This window comes from Neobacillus sp. (assembly GCF_031988165.1).
GTDB lineage: Bacteria > Bacillota > Bacilli > Bacillales > Cytobacillaceae > Neobacillus > Neobacillus rhizosphaerae.
In genome coordinates this window covers 84,169-109,193 of record NZ_DALZYO010000002.1, presented here as the reverse complement: position 1 = coordinate 109,193, position 25,025 = coordinate 84,169, and the positions used below count along the sequence as shown (strand labels likewise).

General features: G+C 41.5%; 21 protein-coding genes. 1 reads left to right on the top strand and 20 read right to left on the bottom strand.

The window, feature by feature from the left end; translation table 11 throughout:
• Positions 1–6: 6 nt before the first annotated feature.
• The 12 genes from RTR43_RS01935 to RTR43_RS01880 all read right to left on the bottom strand — a co-directional run bounded on the left by RTR43_RS01935 (position 7) and on the right by RTR43_RS01880 (position 13,348).
• Positions 7–759 carry a Stp1/IreP family PP2C-type Ser/Thr phosphatase gene (locus tag RTR43_RS01935; RefSeq protein ID WP_312469254.1) on the bottom strand — a complete coding sequence of 251 codons (753 nt, stop codon included), beginning with the start codon at positions 757–759 and terminating at the stop codon, positions 7–9.
• Between the two features lie 5 nt (positions 760–764).
• The gene (gene rlmN / locus RTR43_RS01930; RefSeq protein WP_312469253.1) at positions 765–1,856 is read right to left on the bottom strand and encodes a dual-specificity RNA methyltransferase RlmN; all 1,092 of its coding nucleotides are present in this window, start codon (positions 1,854–1,856) and stop codon (positions 765–767) included.
• Positions 1,857–1,859: 3 nt separating this feature from the next.
• A complete protein-coding gene (gene rsmB / locus RTR43_RS01925) occupies positions 1,860–3,209 on the bottom strand; it encodes a 16S rRNA (cytosine(967)-C(5))-methyltransferase RsmB (RefSeq protein WP_312469252.1) in 1,350 nt (449 codons plus the stop codon).
• Between the two features lies 1 nt (position 3,210).
• Positions 3,211–4,155 carry a methionyl-tRNA formyltransferase gene (gene fmt / locus RTR43_RS01920; protein WP_312469251.1) on the bottom strand — a complete coding sequence of 315 codons (945 nt, stop codon included), beginning with the start codon at positions 4,153–4,155 and terminating at the stop codon, positions 3,211–3,213.
• Positions 4,152–4,637: a peptide deformylase gene (gene def, locus RTR43_RS01915; protein WP_312469249.1), complete on the bottom strand. Its 486-nt coding sequence runs from the start codon at positions 4,635–4,637 to the stop codon at positions 4,152–4,154. Before def ends, fmt begins: the two co-directional genes overlap by 4 nt.
• Positions 4,638–4,705: 68 nt before the next feature.
• Positions 4,706–7,117 carry a primosomal protein N' gene (gene priA, locus RTR43_RS01910; RefSeq protein ID WP_312469248.1) on the bottom strand — a complete coding sequence of 804 codons (2,412 nt, stop codon included), beginning with the start codon at positions 7,115–7,117 and terminating at the stop codon, positions 4,706–4,708.
• Positions 7,104–8,330, bottom strand: coding sequence for a bifunctional phosphopantothenoylcysteine decarboxylase/phosphopantothenate--cysteine ligase CoaBC (coaBC, locus tag RTR43_RS01905; protein ID WP_312469247.1), 1,227 nt, complete (start codon positions 8,328–8,330; stop codon positions 7,104–7,106). The genes priA and coaBC overlap by 14 nt, the downstream gene beginning before the upstream one ends.
• A 187-nt stretch (positions 8,331–8,517) precedes the next feature.
• Positions 8,518–8,736, bottom strand: a complete 219-nt coding sequence (gene rpoZ, locus RTR43_RS01900; protein ID WP_312469246.1) for a DNA-directed RNA polymerase subunit omega — start codon at positions 8,734–8,736, stop codon at positions 8,518–8,520.
• Position 8,737: 1 nt separating this feature from the next.
• A complete protein-coding gene (gmk, locus tag RTR43_RS01895) occupies positions 8,738–9,352 on the bottom strand; it encodes a guanylate kinase (RefSeq protein ID WP_312469245.1) in 615 nt (204 codons plus the stop codon).
• 11 nt (positions 9,353–9,363) lie between these two features.
• The gene (gene remA / locus RTR43_RS01890) at positions 9,364–9,627 is read right to left on the bottom strand and encodes an extracellular matrix/biofilm regulator RemA (protein WP_024030186.1); all 264 of its coding nucleotides are present in this window, start codon (positions 9,625–9,627) and stop codon (positions 9,364–9,366) included.
• Positions 9,628–9,687: 60 nt separating this feature from the next.
• Complete coding sequence (locus tag RTR43_RS01885; RefSeq protein WP_312469244.1) at positions 9,688–10,563, bottom strand: YicC/YloC family endoribonuclease; 876 nt, start codon at positions 10,561–10,563, stop codon at positions 9,688–9,690.
• 106 nt (positions 10,564–10,669) lie between these two features.
• Entirely contained in the window at positions 10,670–13,348 is a 2,679-nt protein-coding gene (locus RTR43_RS01880; protein ID WP_312469243.1) for a calcium-translocating P-type ATPase, SERCA-type, read from the bottom strand.
• A 169-nt stretch (positions 13,349–13,517) separates the two neighbouring features.
• On the opposite strand from RTR43_RS01880, the gene RTR43_RS01875 reads away from it, so the two are divergent.
• The gene (locus RTR43_RS01875; RefSeq protein WP_312469242.1) at positions 13,518–15,227 is read left to right on the top strand and encodes an Rqc2 family fibronectin-binding protein; all 1,710 of its coding nucleotides are present in this window, start codon (positions 13,518–13,520) and stop codon (positions 15,225–15,227) included.
• Between the two features lie 244 nt (positions 15,228–15,471).
• Here RTR43_RS01875 and pyrE read toward each other — a convergent pair whose 3' ends face one another.
• Genes pyrE through RTR43_RS01835 form a run of 8 tightly spaced genes read right to left on the bottom strand, consistent with a single transcriptional unit; the run spans position 15,472 to position 24,983 of the window.
• Positions 15,472–16,113, bottom strand: a complete 642-nt coding sequence (pyrE, locus tag RTR43_RS01870; RefSeq protein ID WP_312469241.1) for an orotate phosphoribosyltransferase — start codon at positions 16,111–16,113, stop codon at positions 15,472–15,474.
• Positions 16,110–16,826 carry an orotidine-5'-phosphate decarboxylase gene (gene pyrF / locus RTR43_RS01865; protein ID WP_312469240.1) on the bottom strand — a complete coding sequence of 239 codons (717 nt, stop codon included), beginning with the start codon at positions 16,824–16,826 and terminating at the stop codon, positions 16,110–16,112. Before pyrF ends, pyrE begins: the two co-directional genes overlap by 4 nt.
• Positions 16,819–17,739, bottom strand: a complete 921-nt coding sequence (locus tag RTR43_RS01860) for a dihydroorotate dehydrogenase (protein WP_312469239.1) — start codon at positions 17,737–17,739, stop codon at positions 16,819–16,821. The genes pyrF and RTR43_RS01860 overlap by 8 nt, the downstream gene beginning before the upstream one ends.
• The gene (locus RTR43_RS01855; protein WP_312469237.1) at positions 17,736–18,509 is read right to left on the bottom strand and encodes a dihydroorotate dehydrogenase electron transfer subunit; all 774 of its coding nucleotides are present in this window, start codon (positions 18,507–18,509) and stop codon (positions 17,736–17,738) included. The genes RTR43_RS01860 and RTR43_RS01855 overlap by 4 nt, the downstream gene beginning before the upstream one ends.
• Entirely contained in the window at positions 18,506–21,712 is a 3,207-nt protein-coding gene (gene carB / locus RTR43_RS01850) for a carbamoyl-phosphate synthase large subunit (protein ID WP_312469236.1), read from the bottom strand. Before carB ends, RTR43_RS01855 begins: the two co-directional genes overlap by 4 nt.
• Complete coding sequence (locus RTR43_RS01845; RefSeq protein ID WP_312469235.1) at positions 21,705–22,796, bottom strand: carbamoyl phosphate synthase small subunit; 1,092 nt, start codon at positions 22,794–22,796, stop codon at positions 21,705–21,707. Before RTR43_RS01845 ends, carB begins: the two co-directional genes overlap by 8 nt.
• Entirely contained in the window at positions 22,793–24,079 is a 1,287-nt protein-coding gene (locus RTR43_RS01840) for a dihydroorotase (RefSeq protein ID WP_312469234.1), read from the bottom strand. The genes RTR43_RS01845 and RTR43_RS01840 overlap by 4 nt, the downstream gene beginning before the upstream one ends.
• Positions 24,039–24,983, bottom strand: coding sequence for an aspartate carbamoyltransferase catalytic subunit (locus RTR43_RS01835; protein ID WP_312469233.1), 945 nt, complete (start codon positions 24,981–24,983; stop codon positions 24,039–24,041). Before RTR43_RS01835 ends, RTR43_RS01840 begins: the two co-directional genes overlap by 41 nt.
• Positions 24,984–25,025 lie beyond the last annotated feature (42 nt).

Sequence of the window (25,025 nt, the reverse complement as noted above, 5' to 3'; positions counted from 1 at the left end):
TTATCTTCACCCTCTTTCAATATTCTCATCAAACTCTAGTATGATAAGGGTGATGTTGTCTTCTCCACCATTTTCATTTGCTAAGTTAATCAGTGTTGTAGCCTTTTGTTCCAGTGAGTCTTCAGTAGTAAGAAGAATAGTATGCATTTGCTCTTCATTTACTTTATTCGACAATCCGTCAGAACATAGGAGCAGGATATCTCCATCCTCAAACATAATAGTTTTAGTATCTATTCTCACATCTGGCTCTGTTCCTAATGCTCGTAAAATAACATTTTTCCTCGGATGATGCTCAGCATCCTCCCTTGTTATTTGGCCCGTTCGAACTAATTCATTTACTAGTGTATGATCTTCAGTCAATTGCTGAAACCCAATATCATTTAATATATAACAGCGACTGTCGCCAACATGGGCAATGGTCGCAAAATGATTGGTGGTAATCACCGCTTCAATAGTAGTTCCCATACCATCACATTCTGGGTTGTTATTGGCATGTTCAAATACCAATTTATTTACTTGAATAATATGAGTATTAAGCCATTTTTCAGCATCGTCTGCTGTTTGAATCCCTTCTGATTGCTCCCACATTTCTTGTAAGTGGGAAACGGTCATTTTACTAGCCACATCACCGGCCTTGTGACCGCCCATACCATCTGCTACAATGGCTAGGCGATGACCATCCCGGTTAACAAAAGTTCCGCCGCAATCCTCATTATTTTGGCGAACTCTACCTTGATCCGTTTTATAAACAGCCTTCACAAAAGTCACCTCGTCTCTTCTTTCCGCTCCTTTGCACGAAGTTGTCCACATGCTGCATCAATATCATGACCGTGCTCTCGGCGAATTGTCACATTAATACCACGTTGTTTCAGCGTTTTTTCAAAAGCAAAAATTTTGTCTCTTGGTGTCCTGACATAGTCCCTTTCAGGAACATAGTTAACCGGAATAAGATTCACGTGACATTTTATCCCATTTAACAGAACAGCTAATTCTTCTGCATGTTCAGTTGAATCATTCACACCGCCAAAAAGACCATATTCAAAGCTAATACGTCTTCCTGTCTTATCGATATAATACCGCACTGCTTTCATTAAGTCATCAAGTTTATAAGCTTTGTTAATCGGCATTAATCTTGATCGTATTTCGGTATTCGGTGCGTGTAGTGAAATAGCAAAATTTATTTGTGTATTTTCATCAGCAAATTGATAAATTTTCGGGACAATTCCACTTGTTGAAACGGTAATATGACGCGCTCCGATATTAAGGGCTTTTTCATGATTAATTATTTTTAAAAAGGCTAACATGTTATCGTAGTTATCGAACGGCTCCCCTATTCCCATGATAACGACTGAGCTAACACGTTCATCTGTTTCATCAAGTGCCTGTTGCACATTGACTACTTGGGCAACAATTTCCCCAGCTTCCAAGTGCCGTTTTAAGCCTCCAAGTGTGGAAGCACAGAAAGTACATCCAATCCGGCAGCCTACCTGTGTCGTGACACAGACGGAATTCCCATATTCGTGGCGCATTAGCACCGTTTCAATTGAATACCCATCATGAAGCTCAAATAAGAATTTGATAGTTCCATCGGAAGAGGTTTGCTGAATGACCGTCTTTAATGTGGTGATTTGATAGTGACTTGAAAGTTTGTCCCGCAATCCTTTACCTAAATTACTCATATCATCAAAAGAGGTAATTCTTTTTTTATAAAGCCAATCGAAAATTTGCTCGGCACGAAACGGCTTTTCTCCATTCTCTGAAAGCCAATCCTTTAATGCTTGTAGTTCTAACGAATAAATCGAGGGAAGCTTTTTGTCTCGGGTTGTGTTCGTCTCAGTTGTATTTAATTGTTCCAACTGTTACACCTTCTTTCTTAGGGTCGCTATATAGAATCCATCCGAGCCAAAGTCCTGTGGGAATATTTGCAGGTCAAAGCCAGATATTAATGGTTGAATGGCTTCAGGCATCCTGTGTTTGAAAGATAAATCCGGTTCAAAATCAGGATTATTTTCCAAAAACTTCGTTACTGTATGTTCATTTTCCTCTTTATCTACTGTACATGTACTATAGACAAGGATGCCCCCCTTTTTCAATAAAGGAGCAACTGACGTCAATAAATCTTGCTGAATAGTACTTAAACGTTCTAAGTCCTTTTCTGTTTTTGTATATTTCATATCTGGCTTACGCCTCATTACTCCAAGGCCGGAGCACGGGGCGTCAAGGAGAATTCGATCAAATGATTCAACCTTAAACTTTTCTTGTATATGTCTAGAATCAGATACGCTTGTTTTTATATTTCCTAACCCTAAACGTCGGGCATTATCGTTGATTAATCTTACTTTATGCTGATGAAGATCAACCGATATCACTTCACCTGTATTATCCATCTTTTCCGCAATATGTGTGCTCTTACCCCCTGGGGCAGCACAGGCATCAAGGACGAACTCGTTTTGCACGGCACCTAATGCATAGGCAGCTAGCATCGAACTTTCATCTTGAATCGTAAACATTCCATATTTAAAGGCTATTGTGGAAGCTAAGTTCCCCTTTAAACACCTTATCGCCTCAGGTATGATAGGACTTTTTTCGATTTGAAAACCATCCTCTTCTAAAAGTGCGATACATTCATCTCTCGAAATTTTTGTAAGATTTACTCTAGCTGTTTGCATGGGAGCTGTTAAGTTAATCTCACACATTTTTCTCGTTTTATCAAAGCCAAATTGGTTAACCCACCTTGTAATAAGCCATTCAGGGTGACTTGTTTCCAAAGCTAACCTTTGGTTCGGATCAGAAATGTCATTTAATGAACGAAGCCCTTCGCGCTGAATACTTCTTAACACTCCATTTACTAAACTGGCAATCCCTTTATGCCCGCGTCTTTTAGCAATTTCTACTGCTTCGTAAATGGCGGCTCTATCTGGAATTCGATCGAGATAAACCATTTGATAGAGTGTTACTCTAAGTAAATGATGGATCCAATCGGCTAATTTTTTATTCTCTTTGACAAAAGGCTCTAAAAAATAATCTAATGCCATTCTTCTTTGCAATGTTCCATACGTCAATTCTGTTAGTAATCCAACGTCCTTTGAAGACAATTCATTTTTTTCAATCGTCGTGTTAAGAAGCAAATTGCTATATGATTGGTTTTTCTCAATTGTCGTTAATAAGTCCAACGCAATTTCACGTACATTTTTTTTCGTTGATGTCATTTTATTCTCCCAGTCTACTGCTTAATAAAATTTTCGAACTGGCACCTCGTAAAAATTGTTCACACTTCATTTTTGTTTTCCCGGAAGGCTGAAGCTCGATGATTTTAATGGCCGTTTCATTTCCTGTACTCACTATAAAGCCATCTGATTCTATTTTTAAAATGGTTCCTGGCTCTTGACTCTTTAGCCCTGATACTTTTTCAGTATTCCATATTTTTATGACCTGACCATCCATAGTTGTAAAAGCAACCGGCCAGGGGTTTAATCCGCGAATATGGTTATAAATGGCTTCACCTGTTTTAGTCCAGTCAATTTTTTCCTGCTCTCGTTTAATGTTTGCTGCAAAGGTGGCTTCGGAATTGTTTTGCGGCTTAGGAGTAAGTTTTCCTTCTAACAGCAACGGCAAGGTTTCCGCTAACAGCTTAGACCCTGCTGCACTTAACTTTTCATGAAGTGTACCAACATTGTCTTCGTCTGTAATTGGCACCTCCACACTGGTTAAAATATCGCCCGCATCTAATTTCTCGACCATATACATGATGGTCACACCGGTCTTTTGTTTGCCTTGAATAATAGCGTAATGAATCGGGGCACCACCGCGAAGTTCTGGAAGCAGGGAGGCATGAACATTAATACAGCCGTACTTTGGAGCTTCTAACAGCTGATTCGGTAAAATTTGTCCAAAGGCTGCCGTAACGATTAAGTCTGGATTTAAGGAAAGAATGGTTGCTAGCTCCTCTTCTTGACAGATTTTTTCTGGTTGAAAGACGGGGATTCCATGTTTCAATGCCTCCACTTTAACCGGTGGCGGTGTTAACAGTTTTTTCCTTCCTACCGGACGATCTGGCTGAGTGACAACGCCAATAACCTGATAACCGTCCTCAATGATTTGTCTTAAGACCGGAACGGAAAAATCAGGCGTCCCCATAAATACAATTTTCGTCATTCACTTTCTACTCCTTTTAACTCATCTTCTTCGAGGTATCGTGTTACCTTGGTAGTAAATAAAATCCCGTCAAGATGATCGATTTCATGTTGAATAGCCCTGGCAAGAAAACCTTCTGCCTCAAGCGAGTATTTTCTGCCTTTCCGGTCATAAGCTTCAATCATCACAAAATTTGGTCTTGTTACTTCACCGAAAAGGTCAGGAAAGCTTAAACAACCCTCTGGTCCTGTTTGCTCACCCTCCGTTTTAATAACACGAGGGTTAACCATTTCGATTGTTCCCAATTCATCATCAATATCAACAATGGCGATGCGCGCATCTAGTCCAATTTGTGGAGCAGCAAGTCCGACTCCGTCATATTCAATCATTGTGTCATACATATCATCGAGTACTTTCGCAAGTTTTTTATCAAATTTTTCCACCGGTTTACATGTCTGCTCAAGAATCTCGGCAGGATGAATTACAATTTTTCGTATCGCCAAAGCTGTTCCTCCGTTAATGCCATTGTCGTAAAAGGCGTCCTTTTATTTTTTTATTATTTTCACCCAGTTTACATTAAGATAAACGGGTTTACATCGATTGAAACCTGCAGTCCACTTTTCGTATCCTTTTGGTATTGATCAAGGATCGTTTTTAATGTTTCCGTCAAGTTCGGTTCCCGTTTGTATTTTATCAGACATTGATAACGATATCTATTATTAATCCTAGGTATCGGCGAAGCTGCAGGTCCTAAAATCACTGCTTCGTCCGACAATCGTAAGCGGACATAGTTTACGATTTTCTCGGTGGCTGTTACAACGGCTAATAACTGATCATGACTGACTGTAATAAGTGATAGATAATAGAACGGTGGATAATGATGCGTTTTTCGGATCATCATCTCCTTCTGATAAAAAAGGTCATAGTCTTGTGTTCCTGCAAGTTCCACGCTGTAGTGTTCCGGTGTATAAGTTTGAATAATAACCTCACCAGGTAATTGATGACGGCCTGCCCGTCCGCTTACTTGTGTTAGCAATTGAAAAGTTTTTTCAGACGCACGGAAATCAGGTAAATGCAGCATCGTATCGGCTGAAAGCACGCCAACAAGGGTGATATTAGGAAAATCCAGTCCTTTTGCAATCATTTGCGTCCCTAAAAGAATATCCGCTTTTCCATCTTGAAAATCCCTTAACAGCCGTTCGTGTGACCCTTTTCGCCCGGTTGTATCAACATCCATCCGAATGATCCTTGCTTCGGGAAGAATTTTCCCCAATTCATCCTCTACCTTTTGTGTCCCCGTTCCAAAATAGCGAATATATTCACTCGAACACTCCGGACACACCTTAGGAACAAAGCTTTCATAACCGCAATAATGACATTTCATCTGCTCATTTACGCGGTGATAAGTAAGTGAGATGTCGCAGTTGGGACAATTCATTACATAACCGCAATCACGACACATAACAAACGATGAATGGCCGCGTTTATTTAAAAATAAAACAGATTGCTGCTGCTTTTCTAAGCGGTCTTTGAGCATTTCGAAAAGCTTACGTGAAAACATCGACCGATTCCCTTCGCGGAGTTCCTCGCGCATGTCAATGATTTCAACAGCTGGAAGAGGTTGATTATTCATCCGACTTGGCAGTGATAAAAGGTGATACACCTTTTTTTGTGCTCTGGCAAAGGATTCAAGTGAAGGTGTCGCACTACCAAGTATAACGGGGCAACTGTAGGTTTTTGCCCTTTCAATCGCTACATCCCTTGCATGATACCGTGGCATTTCTTCTTGTTTATAACTCGTTTCGTGCTCTTCATCAATAATAATAATACCAAGGTTCTCAAATGGTGCAAAAATAGCTGATCTCGCTCCAACGACGACTTTTACTTCTTTCCGTTGAATCTTGCGCCACTCATCATATTTTTCTCCAGCTGACAAACCGCTGTGTAAAACAGCGACTAAATCTCCGAACCTGCCTTTAAAACGATTCACCATCTGCGGGGTAAGAGAGATTTCCGGTACTAGGACGATCGCTTCCTGCCCTTTTTCAATTACTTCTTGAATGGATTGCAAGTAGATTTCCGTTTTTCCACTGCCCGTTACCCCATAAAGCAAAAATACTTCGTGCAGGTTTTGTTCAAGCGCATTTAAAATCGGCACGATAGTGGTTTGTTGATCCTTTGTTAAAGGCAATGGTTTCGTTCGTTCGAATGTCCGATGCTCATAGGGGTCGCGGTAAACTTCCATTTCCTCCTCAGCTAAAAGCTTTTTGCCAACTAGAGCTTTAACCGTTGAAGCCGTTGCGTTTACCTCAGCGACTAGCTGCCTCAATTCAACTGCAGTAAAATGTTCGACAAAATAGTTTAATACCTGCTTTTGCTTATCAGCATTTGCTGGTAATCGCTCCATTTCTTCCTTTAATGCAGCAAGGGGAACGTGTGGACGGATATATTTTCGTTGTTTTTTCTTAACTTTTTCCTTAACGATGTAATTGACTTCAAGATGACCTTTTGCAGTTTCCTTTTGTAACAAGGAAACAATTCCTTGGTTTAAGGCATCTGCCCAATCCAGTTTTCCATCCTTTGAAAAAAATGCACGAAGAGGGGAGGGCAGTGAATCTAATCCCACACCTGGAGCCAGTTTCACCATCTTTTCATATTTCGCTTTTAAGGCGGCCGGAAGCATCACTTGAAAGGCAAATATTTTAAAGCAGAGCGTAGTTTCCGTCAGCCAGTTCCCAAGTGCTAGTAATTCATGATTTAAAACAGGTTCAAGATCCATCGGCTCGATTATTTCTCTTAACTGCTTTAACTCAGATTTTTTTTTTAGCTCAACGACAAATCCTTGAATATTTCTTGGACCAAACGGAACAATTACTCTCATTCCTGGTTGGATGGTTTCCCTCCATTGATCTGGAATTAAATAATCGAAAGCCCTATCCGTTTGTTTTGTCGGAACATCAACAATCACACTAGCAATCTCCATTTTTACCCATTTCCTTCAAAAGCGAAGTAATTTCTTCGATTATTTTTTCTGCTACTGCTGTTTTAGTCATAAGCGGTAATTTGGTAATAGACCCATTTGGCTTAAACAGAGTTACAATATTTGTATCGGTGCCAAACCCTGCCCCGTCAGCTTTTACATTATTAGCGACAATCATATCAGCATTTTTTGCGAATAATTTTTTTCTTGCGTACTCTTCCACATTATTTGTTTCAGCTGCAAAACCAATCAGTAATTGTTTCTTCTTTCGTTGTCCTAGTTCAAACAAGATATCTTTTGTTCTTTCAAGTTCTATTGTCGTGTCTCCGGACTGTTTTTTCACCTTATGATCATGGGCAATTTTGGGGCGATAATCGGCAACTGCCGCCGTTTTTATCACGATATCTGCTCCATCAAAATAGCTCAAAACTGCACTGTACATTTCTTCTGCGCTCTCGACCTTGACAATATCCACACCGGAAGGGGCCTGTAATTGAACTGGGCCGGAAACTAATACCACATGCGCGCCCTGTCTTTTCGCCTCTTCTGCAAGGGCATATCCCATCTTACCGCTTGAATGATTGGAAATGAAGCGGACCGGGTCAATTTTCTCCCTTGTCGGTCCTGCCGTAATTAATACTGTTTTCCCCTTTAAATGTTTTCCATCATTATTCCCGAAGAATTTTTGAATCAACTCCACTATTTTCTCTGGCTCCTCTAAGCGGCCTTTACCAACATAGCCGCAGGCAAGCCAACCTTCACTCGGTTCGATGAATTGATATCCATATTCAGCTAATATGGAAAGATTCTTTTTTACTGCTGGATGATCGTACATATGTACATTCATCGCAGGGGCAACCCAAACAGGGGCTGTAGCAGCTAACAGCGTGGTTGTAATCATATTATCGGCAATTCCACCCGCTAATTTTGCGATAGTATTGGCGGTTGCAGGTGCGACAAGAATTAAATCGGCCCAGTCAGCAAGGTCAATATGAGCAATTACTTGTGGATTTTTTTCATCAAAAGTATCTGTATACACTTCATTGCGTGCTAATGCTTGAAAAGTTAGCGGGGTAACGAACTTAGCTGCAGATTCGCTCAACATAACTTTCACATGTGCTCCAGCTTGAGCAAGCTTACTTGTCAAGGCAGCTGCCTTATAAACTGCTATTCCTCCGGTAACACATAATAATATTTTCTTATCCTTTACTGTCACCCGAATCCCCCATTTCTAGATCATTCTTTCTTTTCTCCTATTATGATTGAACAGAATCAATATTTCATCTTTTTCCTTACTGAATTCGACAAAATTTCTTGAAATAAAAAAGGCTGACACTTAAGGAGTTTTCCTTTGTCGTCAGACCTTCTTTCATGATTTACAAGCTGTTGGTTACTATTTTCGATTATTCAGCAGATGCTTCTGCTTTTTTAGAAATCCGGTATGTCAGCTCACCGCTATAAATTTCCTCTAATGCTTTTCCTACATATTTATAGGAAACATATTTTGGCAGCCTTTCATCTTTTACCTGAGACATCACACGAGCACGTTTCGCAGCAACAGATACCAGTGAGTATTTAGAATCAATTTTTTCAAGCAATGAATCAATAGAAGGATATAACATTCTATTCAACCTCCAACAATTTTTTATAACGATGTTCGACTCGTTCCCTGCGGCAATGTTCAGCTGTAACAATAGCTCTTACGCGTTCACAGGCAAGATCGACTTGGTCATTTTCAACAACATAATCATATAATTCCATCATTTCAATTTCTTCACGGGCAGACAGCATTCGATTGTGGATGATGTCATCTGTTTCGGTACCTCTTGTTACAATTCGATTTTTCAATTCGGTTAGACTTGGCGGCATAAGGAAGATAAATAACCCTTCAGGAAACTTTTCACGAACTTGGCGGGCACCCTTTACTTCAATTTCTAAAAACACATCTTTACCCGCATCCAAGGTTTGCCGCACATAATCAACAGGGGTCCCATAATAGTTTCCAACAAATTCGGCATATTCTAACAGCTTGCCTTGTCTGATTAATTTTTCAAACTCTTCTCTTGACTTAAAGAAATAATCTACTCCATCCATCTCCCCTTCGCGTGGCAAACGGGTTGTCATGGAAATCGAATATTCAAACGCCGTATCTGGATGAGAAAAAATCTCTTTTCGAACTGTTCCTTTTCCAACCCCGGATGGCCCAGAAAGTACAATCAGCAATCCTTTTTCCTGCATTTTCAAAAATCCTACCCTTCATCAATAGTATCATCGCGGTCTGTTAAGCGATGGGCAACCGTTTCAGGCTGTACAGCCGAGAGGATGACATGATCGCTATCCATGACAATCACAGCACGTGTACGTCTTCCATATGTAGCATCAATCAAAGATCCCCGGTCACGGGCATCTTGAATAATTCTCTTTATTGGGGCAGATTCAGGGCTGACAATTGAAATAATTCGGTTGGCAGAAACGATATTTCCAAATCCAATATTAATCAATTTAATCGACATGGTCTTCATCCAATCATTAATAATATATTTTGACCGACTAAAACAGTTTCTAAACAAGTCCTATTCGATATTTTGTACTTGTTCCTTCAGTTTCTCAAGTAAGCTTTTTATTTCGACTACCTTTTTCGCAATGTTGGAATCATTTGCTTTGGAACCGATGGTGTTTGCCTCTCTATTCATTTCTTGAACAAGAAAATCAAGCTTTCTCCCAATAGGTTCATGATCATTAATAGTGTGCATGAATTGTTGAATGTGGCTTTTTAATCTTGTTATTTCTTCATTAATATCTGCTTTATCAGCAAAAACAGCCACTTCGGTTAAAATCCTTGTGTCATCTATCTTCCCATTAACAAACTCCTGCATTCTCTTCGTCAAACGGTCTTTAAATGATTGAACAACGAACGGAGCAAACCTCTGAAGTTCAAATAGATTTGCTTCTAATTGCGAAAGAATAGCATGCAAATCTTTTTTTATTTCTTCCCCTTCAGCCATTCTCATTTGTTTTAGCAACACCACTGCTTCTTCCGTTGCGGTTAGAACTAAATTCTCGAGCTCTTCATTGCCAGCTTCACTTTCTTCTATATGTAAAAGGTCTGTTCGATTAAGCAAATCCTGAAGTGTGATTGTTCCTTCAATCCCAAACTTTTCACGTGCCTGCTTGATGAATTGGTAGTATTCTTCAACCAGCTTCCAATCTACATGGACTTTTCGGGTAACGACACCTTCACCTTCAACACTTACATAAACCTCAGCCCTTCCACGACGGATATGCTGGTTTAATTTCTTTTTCATTTTATCTTCTATTTTTAATAGCTGTCTTGGCATTCGGATATTTATTTCGCAAAAACGGTGGTTAACTGTTTTTACTTCCACATTAACTGAGAAAGAATCCGATTCAGTCTTTCCTCTTCCAAAGCCTGTCATACTAATAACCATTCACTCGCACATCCAATCTTTGAAAAAATGATCGGTTTTCTATACTATATAAAAAAGACAAAAGGCAATAGAAGGGATTCTATTACCTTTTGGATTATAACATACTTTATTTTGTTTTTCTTAACAAAAATGATCCTGCTAGTAAAAAAGTTGGAATTGATGATAGTCCAACGATTAAGAGCCAGTCTTTGGCCGCAATTGGCAGAGTGTGGAAAACTGGCTGTAGTGGCGGATAGTAAATAACCACAAGCATTAACACAAGCGAAGAAAGGACTGCCCAAACAAGGTATTGATTTCCAAATGGGTTTCTCGACAGCACTGATTTTTCACTTCGACAGTCAAACACATGAATCAGCTGGGCCATGACGAGGGTGGCAAAAGCTACGGTTTGTGCATAAGGCAGATGAGCTTTATTGTTTTGGTAAACAATCATAAAGGCCAACAAAGTTACGATACCAATTAAGAATCCCCTTGAAATAACCTTCCACCCAAGTCCGCGAGAAAAAACACCTTCATTAGGACTTCTCGGCCTCCGTTTCATCACATTTTCTTCAGGACGATCAAGACCAAGAGCCATAGCCGGGAGCCCATCTGTTACCAAATTCACCCAAAGAATTTGGATAGGTACAAGCGGCAACGGCAGTCCTAAAAGCATCGCAAACAGCATCACTAATATTTCTCCAACATTTGAAGCCAGTAAATAGCGGACAAATTTACGAATATTTTCATAGATGTTCCTGCCCTCTTTAATCGCCGCCTTAATCGTAGCAAAATTATCGTCCAATAAGATAAGAGCCGATGCTTCTTTGGCGACATCTGTTCCGGTGATTCCCATCGCCACCCCGATATCTGCTGCCTTGATGGCCGGAGCATCATTAACACCATCACCCGTCATCGCTACAATATGTCCCTGGTTTTGTAAAGCTTTTACGATCTTCAGCTTATGCTCTGGTGAAACTCTGGCAAACACTGAAACATCATCGACCACTTCTTCCAGCTCTTCCACTGACATTTGAGATAAGGCTTTTCCATCAAGCACCTTGCTTTTTTTCGTTAAAATCCCTAACTGGGATGCAATCGCTTTGGCGGTTATTACATGGTCACCAGTAATCATTATCGTTTTTATACCTGCTTCCTTACATTCCTTTACTGCTTCCTTTACTTCAGGTCTCGGCGGGTCAATCATTCCCTGGACACCAATAAAGGTTAATTTTTTCTCTGCCTCCTGTTCACTTAAAATAATGGTGCTTGCTGGAATTGGCTTAAAAGCAATCGCAATTGTTCGAAGTGCCTGTGAAGCGAGACCATCTATCGCTTCTTGAACTTTGAATTGTGTTTGCTTATTTAAGAATTGCGTTCGTTCATCCCAAAGAATCGATTCACTAATACCTAAAATGACGTCTGGCGCACCTTTAGTAACAATAAAATGTCGGCCTTGCTTATCTTTCACATGAATACTCATCATTTTTCTTGCCGAATCAAATGGAAATTCATTAACGATAATGAATTCATCTAATAATTTGGGGCGATGGAATCCTGCTTTCATCGCACTAACCAACAGCGCCCCCTCTGTTGGGTCACCGTCAAGAATGAAATCATCATCCTTGATAACTAAATCCGAATGGTTACATAACATTCCAAAAAGCAGCATTTGCTGCAAGGTTTTTTCATCCTTAGGGGAAACCATTTGCTTGTTTCGATAAAAACTACCCTGCGGCTTGTACCCAACTCCATCGACAGTCCATGTTTTTCCACCGCTCCATAAATGGGTAACCGTCATTTTATTTTGTGTCATCGTTCCTGTTTTGTCAGAGCAAATAATGGAGGCACAGCCAAGCGTTTCAACAGCCGGGAGCTTCCGGACAATCGCATTTTTCTTGATCATTTTTTGAACACCAAGGGATAAGGCAACGGTAACAATCGCTGGGAGCCCTTCAGGTATCGCTGCTACAGCAAGTGAAACACCTGCTAAAAACATCTCGTAAATTTCATGACCCCGTAAAACACCGACTACTACAACCAGGACGGTTAAAAGTAAGGCGACAGTAATTAATATTTTCCCCAACTGCTCTAAGCGGCGCTGTAGAGGAGTGTCTTGAGTTTCTGCGTTTTGAAGTAAATCAGCAATTTGACCCATTGCTGTTTTCATTCCGGTCGCAATCACGACTCCTAAACCGCTTCCCCTCGTTATCATCGTACCCATAAAGGCGATGTTCTCCATATCACCAATACCCGGGTTAGGATTTGTTAAGCAATCTATATGCTTTGAAACGGGAACGGACTCACCTGTTAGTGCAGATTCTTCAATTTCTAAGCTTTTGGATTCAATGACTCGGACATCAGCGCCAATTCGGTCGCCACTGGAAAACTTTAAAATATCACCAATAACAATTTCTTTTGAGGGAACTTTAAACCATTTTCCCTCTCTCAGGACCGAAACTTGGGGAGCAGATAATTCCTTCAAAGCTTGGAGAGATTTCTCCGCACGACGTTCTTGGTAATAACCAAGACAGCCATTAATGATGACGATTGCGATAATGGCAATCGCATCAATATACTCACCAAGCAATCCGGAAATCAAGGTGGCAGCAAGGAGCACTAAAACCATAAAATCTTTAAATTGACTAAAAAATAAGAGTAAAGCCGATTGCTTTTCTCCCTCGTCCAATTCATTTAGTCCATGCTGGTTGATCCGCTTCTTTACTTCTTCTTGTGTTAACCCAGAAGAAAAGTCGGTTTCTAAGGCCTTTTCTACTTGTTCTATCTTCATTTCATGGAATTTCATCCGACCATCTCACTTCCCCCTTTAATATAAGAGACTTTCTCTAAGGTAAGCTTATTCAGGGTCGTCCCAAAAAATGCTATGATTAACGTTATTGTCAGGGGAAAATAAGACAGATTTTAGCTAAGTAGGATATAATGAATACATATGTTTGAAGAAAAGGATGTTTTTAATGTCATTTGATGGTTTATTTACAAAAGCAATGGCTAATGAGCTTGTTCGTTCCTTAAAGGGCGGGCGGATTAACAAAGTACATCAGCCCTATAAAAATGAAGTGATTCTTACCATCCGGGCAAACGGAGTCAATCAAAAGCTACTTTTATCTGCACACCCAAGTTATGCAAGGGTACAGTTAACGAATGAAGCTTATGATAATCCAAGTGAACCGCCGATGTTTTGTATGCTGCTCAGGAAGCATATTGAGGGTTACATTTTGGAGGATTTATATCAGATTGAAAATGATCGGATGATTATTTTTGAAATTAAAGGTCGGAATGAACTCGGCGATATTAGCTATAAACAATTAATTATTGAAATTATGGGACGTCATAGTAATATCGTTTTGGTCGATAAAACACGCAATGTCATTCTTGATAGTATTAAACATATCTCCTTTGCCGTGAACAGCCATAGGGCGATATTGCCAGGACAACCATACGTTTCTCCTCCTGAACAGCATAAGCTTAATCCGTTTACTGCGGGGGAAGATGATATTTTAAGAAAAATTGATTTTAATGCAGGAAAAATAGACCGCCAATTAGTTGAGCAGTTCGCTGGGACCTCACCGCTCTTTGCTAAGGAAGTTATTTTTCAAAGCGGTCTAGCTAATCGCACTACCGTGCCGGAGACGTTTGTCCGTTTAATAAAAAAAATAGCTTCAGGGAATATTTCTCCTTCAATTATGTCTTCAAATGGAAAGGAATCGTTTTATTTATTTCCCCTTGAGCATTTAAATGGAGAAATGAAAAACTTTCCGACTCTAAGCGAGATGGTTGATCGGTATTATTTCGGCAAAGCAGAACGTGACAGGGTCAAGCAGCAAGGAAATGATATCGAACGCTTTATTAGTAATGAGAAAGAAAAAAATGAAAAGAAAATTATAAAGTTAAAGGATACGTTAAAGGAAGCGGAAAAGGCAGAGCAGTATCAGCGTCACGGTGAGCTTTTAACTGCTAATCTTTACGCAGCCAAAAAGGGTATGAAGGAAATTGAGGTTCTCAATTATTATGATGAATTTGGTGGAATGATTGTGATTCCTCTAGACCCAAGAAAGACACCATCAGAAAATGCACAAAAGTTTTTTTCCAAATACCAAAAAGCGAAGAATGCTTTAGCCGTTGTGGTTGAACAAATTGACAAGGCTCGTGAGGAAGTCGAGTATTTTGATAATTTAATGCAGCAGGTACAGGCTGCATCCCCGAAGGATATTCAAGAGATTCGGGAGGAACTAGTCGAGGGCGGCTATATCCGCGAAAGGCAGAAAAGAAACGGAAAGAAAGTGCAGAATGCGAAGCCGGTTTTGGATCACTTTATTGCCTCAGACAGTACGGATATCATTGTTGGAAAAAATAATAAGCAAAATGATTATTTAACAAATAAACTGGCAGCTAGAGATGAAATTTGGCTGCATACGAAGGATATTCCTGGATCCCATGTGGTCATTCGCAGTAAGGAACCATCAGATGAAACCATTAGGGAGGCAGCCGTTTTAGCGGCTTACTACAGCAAGGCGCGCAATTCAAGCTCGGTGCCTGTAGATTTTACCAAGGTTCGTTATGTTAAAAAACCTAGCGGGGCCAAGCCAGGATTTGTCATTTATGATAATCAGCAGACGGTTTATGTGACACCTGATGAGGAATTGGTGTTGAAATTGAAGAAATAACAAGGAAAGAGGGCATCCAAATTTCGGAAACCCTCTTTTTTGGTTTATCAGCGAATCCACATGATTTATAAGCGAATATGGAAATATCTCAGCGAATTTCAGATTTTATCGGCGAATTACTATCCCAGGGACAATGAATTAATTAAAATTGGTAATTTAGGTACAGACAAAATAAAAAATTGCCGAGAAATAAACCCTTTCTCGACAATCTGAATCCCTATAAAAGGGATTTCACTCTACTTGACTAATTTGCTGAGGTTTCTTTTTGACTCCAATTAGCAGGGTCTTCCCTCCATAGCAATAGACTTTCCTGATCACCTGCGCTCACATACCCTTTTGAAATGGCTGCTTCCACTAAGGTTGGAAAATCCGTTAGCGAATAACTGTTAATTTCTGCTTCATCAAGAAGCTGTCTTCCTTTTTCAAGCCCATATGTAAAAATAGACACTACCCCAAGCACGTCACAGCCCGCTTCTCTTAAGGCTTGCACTGCTGTGATCACACTGCCGCCGGTTGATATGAGATCTTCAACAACAACAACTCTCTGTCCTTGATTCACTTTTCCTTCGATTTGATTTCCCTTGCCGTGGCCCTTGGCCTTGGAGCGAACATAACACATCGGCAAGTCCATAAGTTCGCTAACCCAGGCTGCATGAGGAATTCCCGCTGTTGCCGTACCAGCAATTACTTCTGTTTCCGGAAAGTTTTCTTCGATCAGTTTTTGCAATCCTGCCGCAATCTCTCTTCTCACTTTAGGATAAGAAAGAGTCAGGCGATTATCACAATAAATTGGAGATTTAAGTCCAGATGCCCATGTAAATAGCTCTTTTGGGCTTAATGCCACGGCGTTAATTTCTAATAATTTTTCAGCAATTTTCTGTTTCATAGTTGTCCACCTCTCCAAGCTTTCATCCATTGTTCATAGCTTTTCACCGGGTCCGATGACCGTGTAATCGAACGTCCAACGACAATCGCGCTTACGCCCGCATCTTTTGCATATTCCGGCGTTGCCACACGTTTTTGGTCACCGACTTGATCAGACTCCATTCTGATTCCGGGGCAAACGGATAAGAAGTTACTGCCTGTTTTAGCATGAATAGCTTGGGATTCCCAAGCTGAGCATACGACTCCATCTAAACCGGCATCATCTGCTAAAGAAGCATAATGAAGTACCGATTCATTCAATGATACGGGTATGAGCTGCTCATTGTTCATTTGCTCTTGGGAAGTGCTGGTCAATTGTGTTACGGCGATGCAATTGGGACGTTTCCGGCCTGCTGTCGTTCCAGCCTCTAAGCCTTCTAACGCTGCTACCATCATCTCTCTGCCTCCAGCAGCATGGACATTGACAAGATCGCATTCCAGTCTTGCAAGTCCCCTCATCGCACTTTTCACAGTGTTCGGAATATCATGAAGCTTTAGATCGAGAAATATATGATGTCCTTTTTCTTTTAACAAGTGAACGATTGAGGGGCCTTCTTGGTAAAAAAGCTCCATACCCACTTTTACAAAAAGTTTTCTGTCTTCAAAAGGTGTCAAGAAACGGTCAATTTCACTTTTGTTAGCAAAATCAAGTGCGATGATAAGCGAGTTATCCATGCTGTTTCCAGCTCCTTCCTGTACATTCACTGATGTGTTCGAACCCTAATTTTTCTAAAAGTTCCGGTAGTTTCTCAATAATGGTTGGACAGACATGTGGATCGACGAAATTCGCTGTTCCAACCGCAACGGCACTTGCCCCTGCAAAAAAATACTCGATGACATCCTCAGCTGATTGAACACCGCCCATTCCGATAATCGGAAGCGAAACCGCCTGGCTTACCTCATAAATCATTCGAATGGCGACCGGCTTAATCGCAGGTCCCGAGAGACCCCCAGTTCGATTGGCTAAAATTGGCTTCCCTGTTTTTAAATCTAGTCTCATACCGACCAATGTATTGATCATTGTAAGGCCATCAGCACCGCCTGCTTCTACGGCCTTTGCCATCTCGACGATATTTGTGACATTTGGCGATAGCTTTACATAAACAGGAACCTCGGAAACCTCTTTCACCTTCCGTGTCAATTGCTTGGCAACCTCTGGGATCGTTCCAAACGCGATTCCGCCTGTTTTGACGTTCGGGCAGGATATATTTAATTCTAATGCTTGAACGTTTGATGCCTTCGATAGTTCACATGCCACCCTAATATAATCTTCTTCTGAGGAACCAGCAACATTGGCAATGATGGGAACATCGAATTGCTCCAGCCATGGAAGTTCCTCGGAGACAACTTTTTCCAATCCCGGATTTTGTAGTCCAATGGCATTTAGCATTCCAGCGTCTGTTTCCGCGACCCGTGGGGTTGGATTGCCAAATCTCGGTTCAACGGTTGTCGCTTTAATCATGATTGCCCCTAGCTTACTTAAATCATAAAACTGGCTGTACTCACGACCAAACCCGAAACAGCCTGAAGCCGGCATAATCGGATTTTTTAAGTTTAATCCTGGTAAATCCACATTTAGACGGTTCATATGATTACCTCCCCGGCACGGAACACTGGTCCGTCACTGCAAACTTTTTTGTAGGATACTCCTGTTGGATCATCCGTCTTGTGACAGACACAGGCAAAGCAGGCGCCAATGCCGCAGCCCATTCGTTCCTCTAAGGATAAATACATCCGTTTTTCTGAGTAATGTTGTTCCAGCGCTTTTAACATCAGGGTTGGCCCACAGGCATAGATGCAGTCGAAAGATAAATTTTTGATTACATCCGTTACATACCCTTTTACTCCATAAGTGCCGTCCACTGTTGTCACGTACGTTTCACCATTTTGCAAAAATTCCGGTTCGTAAAATACAGCCGATTCCGTTTGAAAACCAAGCACATGAATGACCCTTACCCCTTTAGCAACCAGCTGTTTGGATAATTCATAAAGGGGGGGAACTCCAATTCCACCACCGACAAGCAGCGCTGTTTCCCCACTTTCCATTTCTTCAACAGGAAAACCATTTCCTAACGGGCCAAGAATGTCAAGCTCCATCCCCGGTTCCATTTCAGCCAGTTTTGCAGTCCCCTTGCCTTCTTTGCGATAAATCATGGTAAACTGTTCTAGCTCATAATCAAACGAGGAAATACTGATTGGTCTCCGCAAAAGCGGGTCCAAGGCAGCGGCAGCCCTAATATGAACAAATTGCCCTGGAGCTTTGATTTGACTAACCAATCCTGCTTTTACGGTTAATTCAAAAATATCTTCAGCGATTTCTGTTTGACTGATAATGGGGCAAAGTTCTTTTTGAATCATACCAGAACTGCCTCCTTATTAGCTGAACCCATCGCTTCTGTAGAAAAATTCATCGATTCGATTACTCTTAAAATGGCATCTGCTGTATCCAATGAGGTTAAACATGGAACCCCATTTTCAACAGCTTCACGGCGGATTCTAAAGCCATCTCGCTCCGGCTGCTTCCCCTTTGTCAGTGTGTTAATAATGAATTGTGCTTCGCCATGATGAATGACATCCAATAGTGTTTTCCCTTCGGAACCAATTTTTCCGACAATCTTAACCGGAAGACCCGCTGTTTCTAAGACTGCAGCAGTCCCGCTCGTTGCCATGATTCGATAGCCATTAGCAGAAAAGCGTATTGCCAGCTTCAATGCTTCCTGTTTATCTTTATCCGCAACCGTAAACAATACTGTGCCAAACTTTTGAATGTTCATCCCGGAGGCAACCAATCCTTTATAAAGAGCTTTTTCAAGGGTAATATCCTTACCCATTACCTCACCAGTTGATTTCATTTCCGGCCCAAGCGTTATATCAACACTTCTCAACTTGGCAAACGAGAAGACCGGAACCTTCACATAGACACCATCTTTTTCAGGAACAAGCCCTGGTGTGTAGCCTTGATCAACAATAGTGATACCAAGGATAGCTTTAGTAGCAATTTTCGCCATTGGAACATTGGTTATTTTGCTTAAAAATGGTACTGTGCGGCTTGAGCGCGGGTTAACCTCAAGGACATATACCTGTTCCCCCGCTAAAACATATTGAATGTTCAGCAACCCGACAATGTTTAAGCCTTTTGCCATTTTCTCTGTGTATTCAACGAGCGTTTGTTTTACTTCCTCTGAAAGGGTTTGTGGCGGATAAACCGCAATCGAATCGCCTGAATGGACTCCTGCCCGCTCAATATGCTCCATAATTCCCGGTATCAATACATTTTCTCCATCACAGATGGCGTCAACTTCAATTTCTTTTCCTGTTAAGTAACGGTCAATCAAGACAGGTTGTTCCGGATTAATTTTTACCGCATTTTCCATATAATGAATGAGTTCTTCTTGATGGTAAACAATTTCCATTGCCCGGCCACCTAGTACATACGAAGGGCGGACGAGGACTGGAAAGCCGATTTCTTTGGCAATCACACATGCTTCTTCTACCGATAGAGCCGTTTTTCCTAACGGCTGCGGAATGTTCAGCTGTCCCAGTGCTTGTTCAAATTTGTCCCTGTTCTCAGCTCGATCTAAATCTTCTAAGCTTGTTCCTAAAATTCTTACTCCATTTTCAGCAAGCTTGGCAGCCAGGTTAATGGCCGTTTGACCGCCAAATTGAACAACAACCCCGATTGGATTTTCTAGCTCGATTATGCTCATAACATCCTCTATTGTAAGCGGTTCGAAGTAAAGCTTATCGGAAATACTGAAATCAGTTGAGACTGTTTCCGGATTGTTGTTAATAATAATCGCTTCATAGCCTGCTTCCTTAATCGCTTGGACAGAATGGACAGTCGCATAATCAAACTCGATGCCTTGACCAATACGGATTGGACCGGAACCGAGGACGACCACACTCTTCCTGCCTGATACGATTGATTCGTTTTCCTCCTCGTAGGTGCCGTAGTAATAAGGAGTTTCGGATTCAAACTCAGAGGCACAAGTATCGACCATTTTGTAAACCGGGATTATACCGGACTCCTTACGCAGGTTGAATAGGTCCGTCTCCGTCCTGCCCCAAAGCTCGGCAATTTTCATATCAGTAAATCCTTTTTGTTTTGCTTCTAAAAGAATTTCTTTTTGAAGTGGATTCGCTATTAGCCTTGTTTCCAGCTCAATAATCCCTTCCATTTTCTTTAGGTAAAATAGGTCGATTTGGCTCCATTGATGGATGGTTTCAATACTAGTTCCCCGCTTTAAAGCCTCAGCGATGTAAAACAGCCGCTCATCTCCAGCTTTACGAATACGCTTCTCAAGTAATTCGTCATCAATTTCTCCGGCTCCATTCAATTCGAAATGGTAGACTCCAGCCTCAAGAGAACGAATTGCTTTTAACAATGACTCTTCAAACGTCCGGCCAATCGCCATAACTTCACCGGTTGCCTTCATTTGTGTCCCAAGCGAACGGTTCCCCGATTCAAACTTATCAAACGGCCATCTTGGTATTTTTGTAACGATATAGTCTAGAGCTGGTTCAAAGCTGGCATATGTTTTCCCCGTGACTGGGTTGAGCATTTCATCAAGTGTTAAACCTACGGCGATTTTTGCAGCAAGCTTAGCGATTGGGTAGCCTGTTGCTTTAGACGCGAGCGCCGAAGAACGGCTGACCCTTGGATTCACTTCGATGATATAGTACTCAAAGCTGTAGGGATCTAAGGCTAGCTGAACATTACAGCCCCCTTCAATGCCAAGAGCGCGAATGATTTTGAGCGAAACATTCCGTAGCAATTGATATTCTCTGTCGCTTAGCGTCTGACTTGGTGCAACAACAATCGAATCACCTGTATGGACGCCAACCGGGTCGATGTTTTCCATGTTGCAAACAACAATGGCATTATCATTACCGTCGCGCATGACCTCATATTCGATCTCTTTAAATCCGGCGATACTTTTTTCAAGCAGGCATTGATGAACAGGGCTGTTCTTTAAGCCGCTCATTACGATTTCCTCAAGTTCATCGGGATTGTGACAGATCCCGCCGCCAGTTCCTCCGAGTGTATAGGCCGGGCGTACTATGACCGGGAATCCTATTTTCTCAACAAAAGCCTTTGCTTCAGCTAATTCGTGGATAATTTCACTGTCTGGTACGGGTTCGTTTAATTCATTCATTAAATTTCGAAACAGTTCGCGGTCTTCCGCTTGTTTAATAGCTGACAGCTTTGTTCCGAGTATTTCAACTTCACACTCTTCGAGAACTCCTGACTTGGAAAGCTCGACAGCAAGATTAAGGCCAGTTTGCCCGCCAAGAGTAGCGAGAAGTGCATCAGGACGTTCCTTGCGAATGATTCTATTAATAAATTCAACGGTTAATGGTTCAATATAAACCCTATCTGCAATCTCTGTATCTGTCATAATCGTTGCTGGGTTTGAGTTGATGAGAATAACACGGTATCCTTCTTCCTTCAGAGCGATACATGCCTGGGTGCCGGCATAGTCAAATTCCGCTGCCTGACCGATGACAATCGGCCCGGAGCCAATTACTAATATGGAGTTTATATCTGTACGTTTAGGCATGTGCTGAAACCTCCTTATTGTTTGTTTCAATCATCGCAAGAAACTGTTCAAATAACCCGTTTGCATCTTCTGGGCCTGGTGAGGCTTCCGGATGGTATTGAACGGTAAAAGCCGGGAAATCTAAATGTTTCAGTCCCTCAACTGTCCCGTCATTTAAGGCAAGATGGGTAATCGATAAACGTGTATTTTTTAGCGAATCCGCTTCTACCGTATAGCCGTGGTTTTGCGATGTGATTGCGATTTTTCCGGTTGACAAGTCCTTAACGGGATGGTTTGAACCGCGGTGGCCAAACTTCATTTTTTCGGTGTTTGCGCCGCACGCAAGGGCAAATAATTGATGCCCGAGGCAAATTCCAAATAGCGGAATAATGCCTAGTACTTCTTTTATCATATGAATGGCTTCTGGGACATCTTTTGGATCCCCAGGTCCATTCGAGAGCATGATTCCATCAGGTCGCAATTGAAGGATTTCCTCAGCGGTTGTACGATAGGGAACTACAACGACGTCACATCCGCGCAAATTTAATTCCCGTAAAATCCCGTGTTTCATACCGAAATCAACGAGGACAATTCTTTTCCCGCGTCCTGGACTTGGATATGGATTTTTTGTGGATACCTGACGTACCTGATCGATTGGGAGTCTAGTTTGCCTTAATTTGCTTAATACTACATTCGCATCGTTATCAATGCTGCAAATGGCTCCCTTTAATGTTCCGTATTTACGGATAATCCTTGTCAATTTACGTGTATCAATCCCGGCAATGCCGGGGATTTTTTTCATTTTAAAATATTCATCTAATGTAAATTCGCTTCTCCAGTTGGACGGAAAGTCACAGGCTTCTTTTACAATAAATCCTTTTACTGCAGGATTAATCGATTCAAAATCATCGCGATTAATCCCATAATTTCCAATTAACGGATAGGTGAGCGTCACAATTTGCCCGCAATAGGATGGGTCTGAAAGAATTTCCTGGTAACCTGTCATTCCTGTGTTAAAGACGACTTCACCGATGGTATCAACGTAACTTCCAAATCCATCACCGATAAAAACAGTGCCATCTTCTAAAATTAGCTGTGCTTTCATGCTGTAACCACTCCCTTTTTCCATACAATTTGCCCTGCTACGATTGTCATTTCTGGCCAGCCTTTACATGTCCAACCAGCAAACGGTGTGTTTTTTCCTTTTGAAAGGAATTCTTCAGGATTGATTGAACGTTCTTCCTTCAAGTTCAAGAGGACGATGTCAGCTTGCGCACCAATATCTATTTTTCCATATGGAAGTCCAAAGGCATCCGCTGGCTTTCTCGTTAGAAACTCAATTAATTGCTCAAGCGTGATAATATTTTTCATAACCAAATGTGTATAAAGCAATGGGAAGGCCGTTTCTAATCCGACAATTCCAAATGGTGCTAATTCCATTCCTTCACTTTTTTCTGCTGCTGTATGTGGTGCATGATCGGTTGCAATAAAATCAATTGTTCCGTCTAAAAGTCCTTCAATAAGGGCACCCCGGTCAGCAGCGGCTCGTAGCGGTGGATTCATTTTGTAATTCGCGTCAAGACTGGGAATATCATCTTCAGATAATAATAAATGATGCGGTGTAACCTCTGCAGTGACATGAATGCCAGCCCGTTTCGCATCTCTTACCACCCGGACAGATTCCTTTGTACTGATATGGCAGACATGATAATGACAGCCGGAAGCTTCAGCAAGCAAGACGTCCCTTGCTATTTGGACAGACTCACAAACCGATGGAATCCCATTTAATCCGTGATTTTCTGAGAATGTTCCTTCATGAACACAGCCCTTATTAATCAGTGTATCTTCTTCACAGTGGGCAACAATTGCCATATTAACACCTGCAGCTTTACGCATGGCCCGAAGCATCATCTCGGCAGACTGAACGCCGACACCATCATCCGTAAAGGCGAATGCGCCCGCCTCTTTTAGACCCGCAAAGTCTGTCAATTCCTTGCCAAGCTGTCTGGTAGTAATCGATGCATAAGGCAAAACGCGGACACTAGCGGTTTCTTGAATTCGCTGCCCGAGCCATTCGAGTTGTTCCTTGGTGTCAGGCACCGGTCTAGTATTCGGCATTGCGGCGATTGTTGTAAAGCCGCCTTTAGCCGCAGCGAGTGTACCTGTTTCGATGGTTTCCTTTTTTTCACCGCCCGGTTCTCGGAGATGGACATGTAGATCAACAAACCCAGGTGAAACCAACAACCCGGCTGCATCCACTTTACGGTCAACATCAGCTTCAATCTTTTTATCTATTTTGGTAATAATTCCATTTTCTATTAATATATCAGACTGGATATTTTCTCCATTAAATGCTATGTAACTGGCGTTCTGTATGAGAATTTTCATTACTATATCCTCCTTTAAGGCTTTCGATTGACCGCTTTAAAACAGCCATTCTGACAAATACTCCATTTTCCATTTGCTTAAATATTCTTGAACGTTTGCATTCTACTAGGCTATCAGCAATCTCTACATTTCTATTTACCGGAGCTGGATGCATAATAATGCTGTGAGGTTTCATTTGCTTTTCCCTCTCTAAGGTAAGACCAAATTGTTTATGATATTCTGCTGCAGTAAAGCTGCCTTTTTTTTGATGCCGTTCATGTTGAACACGAAGGAGCATGACAACATCCGCCTCTGTAACGGCTTGATCAACAGGTTTAAATCTTGACGAGCTTAAACTATGGTTATCGAACCATTCTTCCGGACCAGAGAAAACCACATCTGCACCTAATCTTGTCAATGCATCTGCATTTGAACGCGCCACCCTGCTGTGACTGATATCTCCAATAATGGCGATTCTTAAGCCCTCAAATCGGCCGAACTCTTGATAGATGGTTAAAAGGTCAAGAAGCGACTGTGTCGGGTGATGACCGCATCCATCTCCTCCATTAATAATTGGGATATTAACTTTACCAACTAGTTCGTCAAAGTAACGATCCTGCCCGTGGCGAATAACGATAGTATTCACGCCAATGGCTTCTAGTGTTTTTACTGTATCGTAAAGGGTCTCTCCCTTTTGAACACTCGATGTTTGAACCTCAAACGGAACAACACTCAATCCCATTCTTCTTTCGGCCACTTCAAAGCTGCATTTCGTTCTTGTACTTGCTTCAAAGAATAAGTTGGCAGAAAATAATTGGTCCTCCGGACGCCATTTCATTCCATCTGCAAAACCCTGTGCATCTGTTAAGATTTGATAAATCTCCTCAACCTTTAATTCGTTCGTGGTTAATAAATGATTTAACACCCTTCATCCCGCCTCTCATTTTTGAATAAAAAACACCCCGAC

Coding starts and splice junctions, on each gene's coding strand:
- rsmB (WP_312469252.1), bottom strand. CDS start 3,209: ATGACATCAACGAAAAAAAATGTACGTGAAATTGCGTTGGACTTATTA.
- fmt (WP_312469251.1), bottom strand. CDS start 4,155: ATGACGAAAATTGTATTTATGGGGACGCCTGATTTTTCCGTTCCGGTC.
- priA (WP_312469248.1), bottom strand. CDS start 7,117: ATGGAGATTGCTAGTGTGATTGTTGATGTTCCGACAAAACAAACGGAT.
- rpoZ (WP_312469246.1), bottom strand. CDS start 8,736: ATGTTATATCCTTCTATTGATTCATTGCTTGAAAAAATTGATTCTAAA.
- gmk (WP_312469245.1), bottom strand. CDS start 9,352: ATGCAGGAAAAAGGATTGCTGATTGTACTTTCTGGGCCATCCGGGGTT.
- remA (WP_024030186.1), bottom strand. CDS start 9,627: ATGTCGATTAAATTGATTAATATTGGATTTGGAAATATCGTTTCTGCC.
- RTR43_RS01885 (WP_312469244.1), bottom strand. CDS start 10,563: ATGGTTATTAGTATGACAGGCTTTGGAAGAGGAAAGACTGAATCGGAT.
- RTR43_RS01880 (WP_312469243.1), bottom strand. CDS start 13,348: ATGAAATTCCATGAAATGAAGATAGAACAAGTAGAAAAGGCCTTAGAA.
- RTR43_RS01875 (WP_312469242.1), top strand. CDS start 13,518: ATGTCATTTGATGGTTTATTTACAAAAGCAATGGCTAATGAGCTTGTT.
- pyrE (WP_312469241.1), bottom strand. CDS start 16,113: ATGAAACAGAAAATTGCTGAAAAATTATTAGAAATTAACGCCGTGGCA.
- pyrF (WP_312469240.1), bottom strand. CDS start 16,826: ATGGATAACTCGCTTATCATCGCACTTGATTTTGCTAACAAAAGTGAA.
- RTR43_RS01860 (WP_312469239.1), bottom strand. CDS start 17,739: ATGAACCGTCTAAATGTGGATTTACCAGGATTAAACTTAAAAAATCCG.
- RTR43_RS01855 (WP_312469237.1), bottom strand. CDS start 18,509: ATGATTCAAAAAGAACTTTGCCCCATTATCAGTCAAACAGAAATCGCT.
- carB (WP_312469236.1), bottom strand. CDS start 21,712: ATGCCTAAACGTACAGATATAAACTCCATATTAGTAATTGGCTCCGGG.
- RTR43_RS01845 (WP_312469235.1), bottom strand. CDS start 22,796: ATGAAAGCACAGCTAATTTTAGAAGATGGCACTGTTTTTATCGGTGAT.
- RTR43_RS01840 (WP_312469234.1), bottom strand. CDS start 24,079: ATGAAAATTCTCATACAGAACGCCAGTTACATAGCATTTAATGGAGAA.